At 75.5% G+C, this 6,321-nt stretch carries 6 protein-coding genes; 3 read left to right on the top strand and 3 right to left on the bottom strand.

Annotated features, from left to right (window positions below; translation table 11 throughout):
- Positions 1-521 (top strand): chaplin (locus tag ACFYWG_RS30925; protein ID WP_389204288.1); only part of this gene is annotated, 521 nt, incomplete at its 5' end.
- Between the two features lie 81 nt (positions 522-602).
- On the opposite strand, the gene ACFYWG_RS30920 is transcribed toward ACFYWG_RS30925, so the two are convergent.
- Positions 603-791, bottom strand: coding sequence for a DUF5703 family protein (locus tag ACFYWG_RS30920; protein WP_094055315.1), 189 nt, complete (start codon positions 789-791; stop codon positions 603-605).
- A 47-nt stretch (positions 792-838) separates the two neighbouring features.
- Between ACFYWG_RS30920 and ACFYWG_RS30915 the strand changes: the two genes are divergently transcribed.
- The gene (locus ACFYWG_RS30915; protein ID WP_376334825.1) at positions 839-1,540 is read left to right on the top strand and encodes a hypothetical protein; all 702 of its coding nucleotides are present in this window, start codon (positions 839-841) and stop codon (positions 1,538-1,540) included.
- 63 nt (positions 1,541-1,603) lie between these two features.
- On the opposite strand, the gene ACFYWG_RS30910 is transcribed toward ACFYWG_RS30915, so the two are convergent.
- A complete protein-coding gene (locus tag ACFYWG_RS30910) occupies positions 1,604-3,940 on the bottom strand; it encodes a helix-hairpin-helix domain-containing protein (protein ID WP_389204287.1) in 2,337 nt (778 codons plus the stop codon).
- Positions 3,937-4,923, bottom strand: a complete 987-nt coding sequence (locus ACFYWG_RS30905; RefSeq protein ID WP_383510703.1) for an aldo/keto reductase — start codon at positions 4,921-4,923, stop codon at positions 3,937-3,939. Before ACFYWG_RS30905 ends, ACFYWG_RS30910 begins: the two co-directional genes overlap by 4 nt.
- Positions 4,924-5,141: 218 nt before the next feature.
- Here ACFYWG_RS30905 and ACFYWG_RS30900 point away from each other — a divergent pair, with 218 nt between their 5' ends.
- Positions 5,142-6,197, top strand: coding sequence for an LLM class F420-dependent oxidoreductase (locus tag ACFYWG_RS30900; protein WP_376334830.1), 1,056 nt, complete (start codon positions 5,142-5,144; stop codon positions 6,195-6,197).
- Positions 6,198-6,321: the final 124 nt, after the last annotated feature.

The raw sequence follows: 6,321 nt of genomic DNA, 5'->3' as shown, positions 1-6,321 counted from the left end.
GCAACTACGTGCAGGTGCCGGTCCACGCGCCGGTGAACGTGTGCGGCAACAGCGTCGACGTCATCGGCATCGCCAACCCTGCCGCGGGCGACGACTGCGGCAACGGCGACGGCCACCAGGGCACCCCGCCCGGCGGCGACCAGGAGAACCCCGGCCAGCCGGGCGGTCCGGGCGGTCCCGGCGGCCCTGGCGGTCCCGGGGGTCCTGACGGCCCCGGCGACCCGGGTGGACCCGGTCAGCCCGGCGGACCGGACGGTCCCGGCACACCCGACGGCCCCGGCAACCCGGGCACGACCCCCGGCGGTGGGGAACGACCGGGTGGCGAGGGGCCGGGCGCACCGGGCCCCGGCGGCTCCCCGCGCGGCAACGAGCCGGGCAGCCGGCTCGTCGTCCGGCCCGGGGGCGGGGCCCAGCTCGCCAGCACCGGCAGCGACCTGCCCCTCGGCTTCGCCCTGCCGGCCGGTGCGGGCGCGCTGCTCGCGGGCGCGATCCTCTACCGCAAGGCCCGCGCCTCGGCCTGACACCCCCCGCACGACGGAGCGGGCCCCACCGACGCGGGGCCCGCTCCCGTCATGTGCCTTCTTCCCGTGCGCCGTCCCCGCTCACCACGTGGCCCGCACCTGGCGGATGATCCGCCGGCGCAACCGCACCCTGCGGCTGCCGTCACGCAGCAGGCTCAGACGGTGCAACTCCCAGTGTCCGTACTCCGCATGGTCCGTCAGCAGACGTGCCGTCTCCTTGCGGGAGACCCCGCGCGGCACGTACACGTCGACAAATTCGTATTCCGGCATCGCATCTATTGTGCGGGCTGGGGCCAGGTACGGATAGCGTCTGCACTATGTCTGATGCTGCGCAGCCCACCGCTGCCGAGGTACGCGCCGCCGCCGAGGCGGTCAAGACCGCGCTCGACCGCCACCTGGCCGCGGTCGAACGCAGGTCGGGAGAGGACGACCCGGCCGTCTACGAGGCGTTCAACCAGCTGGCCGCGGCCGCAGAGGTGTACGACGAACTGCTCTACGACCGCTACGACGAGGTCACGCCCTTCGAGATCCCCGGTACGGAGGACGCCCTGCCCCCGTACACGGGCCCCGAGGAACCGAGCGCGGTGAGCGTACTGATCCGCCGCGACTACGCCGTCGCCGAACCGCAGCGGCTGCTGGCGCACGCTCAGCGCATCGAGGCCGCGGACGGCGACGACGGCCCGTCGGCCTCCGGCACGGTGCACGGCGCGCTCGGCCTGCTCTTCGGCGAGTTCGAGCCCGACGAGATCGCCTCGCGGCACAAGGAGTTCGGACTGGAGGAGGGCGACTCCACGCTCTGGGTGACCGCCGCGGACGAACCGGCCGAGCCGGGCGAGTGGCTGGAGGCGCCGTTCGAGCAGGTGGACCCGCAGCAGGTGGTCTGCCGCTTCGACGTCAGCGCCGTCTTCGACGACGTGGACGACGACGCCGAGGACGACGGCGACGACATCGAGGACGAGCTGGACACCGACCTGGACGAGGACGACGACCTGGAGCCGCTGGACGCCGACCGCCGCTGAGGCGCGTACGGGGACGGCCGCCGGGGCGGTGGTCAGGGGCCCGGCCCCTGGCTACCGCCCTCGTCACACTCCGGCGACCTGAGGGGCGAGCAGCGCCGGGAGCCGGGTCGTCCGCGGCTTCGCCGGAACCTCGGCAACGGCCCGGGGCAGAGCCTGCTCCACGCCGTGCACCACGGACAGATGGCGGTCGGCCCGCCCGAAGGCCGTGTACACCCATGGCCGGCTGAGCGCCTGCGCCGCGTCCCCGGGCAGGACGACGACCACGGCGGGCCAGCGGCTCCCCACCGCCTGGTGCGCGGTCAGCGCCCACCCGTGCCGCACCGTCTGGTCCACCCGCTCCTTCGGCACGACGACGGCCTCACCCGCGCACGACAGGTGCAGCCCCTCCGCGTCCGCCTTCACCACGCGTCCGGTCACGGCGCGGCCCGGCACGGGGGAGTGGACGACCCGGTCACCCGGGTCGAAGCCGCCGAAGCGGCCGGGGCCGGGATTCAGCCGTTCCTTCAGCGCGGCGTTGAGCGCGCGCGTGCCGACCGCTCCGCCGTGCCCCGGCGTGATCACCTGCGTCTCCTCGGCCGGTACGCCGATGGCCCGCGGCACGGAGTCCGCGACGAGCTGCACGGTCCGGTGCACCGCCTCGCCCGCGTCCCGCACGGGCACGATCACGACCTCCTTGCCGGGCGCCTCGACCTGGGTCAGCTCGCCGACGCCGATGCCCGAGACCAGCTCCCCCAGCGGCCCGGGGTCCGGGCGGCGCGAGGCGATCTGGGGGCAGATCCGCGCGGCGAGCAGGTCCGCGAAGACCCGGCCGGGGCCCACCGACCACAGCACCCCCGGGTCACCGGCCAGCACCAGCCGCGCCCCGTCCGGCAGGGACTCCGTCAGCAGGGCCGCCGTCTCGACGTCCAGCTGCGGCGCGTCCAGGACCACCAGCAGGTCGAGGTCGAGGGCGCCGTCGGCGTCCCGGCCGGGGCCTTCCGTACCCGCCAGCAGCCCCGGCACGGTCGTGACGGGGACGTCCGAAGCCGTGTGCGCGGCGGCGGGGGAGGGTCCGCCCGGCCCGTCGACGGCGTCGCCCGAGGACTGCGCCGCCCCGGCACCGCCCGCCCGCCGGAGCAGGGCCGCGAAACGGTCCCGGCCGATCGGGCCGTGCGCCGCCGCCCAGGCCCGCAGTCCCAGGCCGCGCGCCGCGTGCAGCAGGACCGCCGGCTCGGCCAGGGACGCCTCGGCGCCGGTGTGCAGCACCAGTCCGTGACCGGCGACCGCGCGCAGCAGCTCGGCCGCGGATCCCTGGGCGCCGGCCGCGGCCCGCTCCCACTCCTCGGCCGAACCGTCCTGCTTGGGCGTCGAGTTGACCAGCCGGGCCAGACCGTCGGCCAGGCTCTCCTCCGCGAGCGCGTACCGCTCCAGGCCGACCAGGACGCGGACCGGGCGCTCCTCGTCCTCCGCCGGCTCCTCACCGCCGGTGGGGGCCGGGGCGCCGGGCTCCGTCAGGGCGTCCTGGAACACCAGCGCCTCGCCCTCCGCGATCGCGTCCTGCACGGCGCCGTCGGGGTCCGGCACGCTCCGCTGGGCCAGGGCCGCGAGCAGCGCCGGCATCTCCAGGGCGGTGTGCCCGGCCAGGGCGGCCTGGTCCAGGAGCCAGACGGTGAGGGCCCGGCCCCGCCGCTCGTCGTCCGGGCCGCACTCGGCGCCCAGCAGCGCCCGTGCGAACCCGTCGGCCTGGTCGGGCCGCACCCCGGCCACCCGCAGCAACTGCCAGGGGTCGGCGCGCAGCAGCTCGTCCGCGCCCTCGCCCAGGGCGGCGGCCACCTGCGGTGCGAGCGCCTCGGGGGCGCCGCCCTCCGTCAGCACCCGCCGCACCGTCTGCACGGCCTCCGGGGCGGGGGAGGGAGCCGCGGCCGCCGCGACGGTCTCGGCCGCGACGGGCTGGGGCCGCCGGACGGGCTCGGCGGGAGCCCGGCGGGGAGCGGGCGCCGGATCCTCGAACACGGTGGCCATCGGCTTCTCGCCGCTCTCCACGGCACGGACGGCCGCGAGCAGGTCGGCGGCCTTGCCGCTCAGCTTCGTCCCGGCCTCGATGGGCCCGCTCTTCTCGGCCTTGCGCTGCTCGATGCGCTCCCGCTCGGCCCGCTGCGCCCGCAGCTCCGCCTCGGCCTCGGACACCTGCCCCGCCCCGGCGTCACCGCTCCCGGCTTCGCCGGCCGGCCCGCCCCCGGCCTCGCCGCTCCGGCCCCCGGAGGGCTCCGCCGCGTCGGAGTCCTCGGCCCCCTGGCCGCGCTCCGTGGCGGCCTCCGCGCTCCCGCCGGCCTGCCCGGCCCCCGCGTCGCCGCCCGCGGTGCTCTCCGTGCCCGGTGTCCCCGGCTCGGTGTCCTCCGTGGTCTCGGGCTCCGTGCTCACAGCGTGCTCCAGTCGTGATCGGGATAGCGGTGCACGGGCGCCGACACATCGTCCAGCGCCCGGCAGATCTCGTCAGGAAGACTAAGGGTCTCCACTGACAACGCCGCCGTGAGCTGCTGCGCGTTGCGCGCGCCGACGATCGGCGCGGTCACGCCCGGCCGGTCGCGGACCCAGGCCAGGGCCACCTGCAGCGGCGTGACCGCCAGCCCGTCGGCGGCGGTCGACACGGCGTCCACGATGCGGCTCGCCGTGTCGTCCAGGTACGGCGCGACGAACGGCGCGAGATGCTCCGAGGCACCGCGTGAGTCCGGCGGTGCCGCGTCACCCCGGTACTTGCCCGTCAGCACCCCGCGCCCCAGCGGCGAGGACGGCAGCAGTCCGATGCCGAGGTCGAGCGCGGCCGGCAGCACCTCGCGCTCGACGCCGCGCTGGAGCAGCGAGTACTCGAGCTGCGTGGCGGCCAGCCGGGTCCGGGTGCCGGGCGCGGCGAGCTGCCAGGTGCCGGCCCTGGCCAGTTGCCAGCCGCAGAAGTTGGAGACCGCCGCGTAGCGGGCCCGCCCGCTGGCCACCGCGAGGTCGAGTGCCTGGAGGGTCTCCTCCAGCGGGGTGTGCGGGTCGTAGGCGTGCACGTGCCACACGTCGACGTGGTCGGTGCCGAGCCGGGCGAGCGAGGCGTCGAGCGCGGAGAGCAGATGGCCGCGGGAGCCGTCGACGCGCCGGTCGGGGTCGGGCACGCTCCCGGCCTTGGTCGAGACGATCAGGTCCCGGCGCGGGACCAGGCCGTCCATCAGTCTGCCCAGCAGGTACTCGGCCTCACCGTCGCCGTACACGTCCGCCGTGTCGACGAGGGTGCCGCCCGCCTCCCAGAAGGTCTTCATGAGGTCCGCGGCGTCGTGCTCGTCGGTGTCCCGTCCCCAGGTCAGGGTGCCGAGCCCGATGCGGGACACACGCAGGCCGGTGCGGCCGAGATGCCTCTGCTCCATGGACGCCGAGATTACTGGCCAGAACCTGTCGTGTGGGTGGCTGTGGACGACCGATTTCCCGGCGCGGAACGGCGACTTCCCCGGGCCCGCCGCAGGGTGTCGCCGGGCGGCCGTATCCCGCCGTCCTCCGAGATCGTGCCTGTACCGCTGTCCCGTGCGACGGCCCCGCGCTAAGGTCGGCGCACAAGGCACGTTACTGATCAGTAAGGGGATGCGGCATGCAGCTCGGTATCAACCTCGGCTACTGGGGTGCCGGAATGGACGCGGACAACCTGGCCGTCGCCCAGGAGGCCGACCGGCTCGGCTACGCCGTCTGCTGGGCCGCCGAGGCCTACGGATCCGACGCCGCCACCGTGCTGAGCTGGGTCGCCGCCCAGACCGAGCGCATCGACGTGGGCTCCGCCATCTTCCAGATCCCGGCCCGCCAGCCCGCCATGACCGCGATGACGGCCGCCACTCTCGACTCGCTGTCCGGCGGCCGCTTCCGCCTCGGCCTCGGCGTCTCCGGCCCGCAGGTCTCCGAGGGCTGGTACGGCGTCAAGTTCGACAAGCCGCTCGCCCGCACCCGCGAGTACGTCGAGATCGTCCGCAAGGCCATGACCCGCGAGCGCCTGTCCTACGAAGGACAGCACTGGACGCTGCCCCTGCCCGGCGGTCCCGGCAAGCCCATCAAGCTCACCGTGCACCCGCAGCGCGAGCACATCCCGCTGTACATCGCCGCGATCGGCCCCAAGAACCTCGAGCAGACCGGTGAGATCGCCGACGGCGCCCTGCTGATCTTCCCGTCCGCCGAGCACCTCGAGGACACCACGATCAAGCACCTGCGCGCCGGGCGGGAGAAGGCCGGCAGGACGCTCGACGGGTTCGACGTGTGCCCGACCCTGCCGCTCGCGGTCGGCGACGACAAGGACGTGGCCGCGCTCGCCGACACCTTCCGCCCCTACACCGCGCTGTACGTCGGCGGCATGGGCAGCCCCAAGCAGAACTTCTACAACCAGCTCGCCCAGCGCATGGGCTACGAGCGGGAAGCCGCCGAGATCCAGGGCAAGTACCTCTCCGGCGACAAGCAGGGCGCCGCGGCCGCCGTACCGCACGACCTGATCGACAAGACGACCCTGCTCGGCTCCGTCGACCGGATCGCCGACCGCATGAAGGCCTACGCCGCCGCCGGGGTCACCACCCTGTCCCTCGCGCCGGCGGGCTTCACGCTCGACGAGCGGCTCGCCTCCCTGCGCGCCGGCACCGAGGCCCTGGAGCGCGCCGGCCTCGCCTGAGTCCTGCCGCAAAGGGCCCGTCGGCGGGCCCCGGAGATTTCCGCGGCCGTGGTGGGGGCTCGGGGGTCTTCCCCGCCACGGCCGTCACGCGGAACAACGCGCCGGGACCGGCTCGGGTTACGCC

This window comes from Streptomyces sp. NPDC003456 (assembly GCF_042878735.1).
Classification (GTDB): domain Bacteria; phylum Actinomycetota; class Actinomycetes; order Streptomycetales; family Streptomycetaceae; genus Streptomyces.
The sequence above is the reverse complement of the archived record's forward strand: the minus strand, read 5'-3'. Positions and strand labels throughout refer to the sequence as shown.

Excerpts from the sequence above, each read along its gene's own strand:
- ACFYWG_RS30920 (WP_094055315.1), bottom strand. The coding sequence starts at position 791 with ATGCCGGAATACGAATTTGTCGACGTGTACGTGCCGCGCGGGGTCTCC.
- ACFYWG_RS30915 (WP_376334825.1), top strand. The coding sequence starts at position 839 with ATGTCTGATGCTGCGCAGCCCACCGCTGCCGAGGTACGCGCCGCCGCC.
- ACFYWG_RS30905 (WP_383510703.1), bottom strand. The coding sequence starts at position 4,923 with ATGGAGCAGAGGCATCTCGGCCGCACCGGCCTGCGTGTGTCCCGCATC.
- ACFYWG_RS30900 (WP_376334830.1), top strand. The coding sequence starts at position 5,142 with ATGCAGCTCGGTATCAACCTCGGCTACTGGGGTGCCGGAATGGACGCG.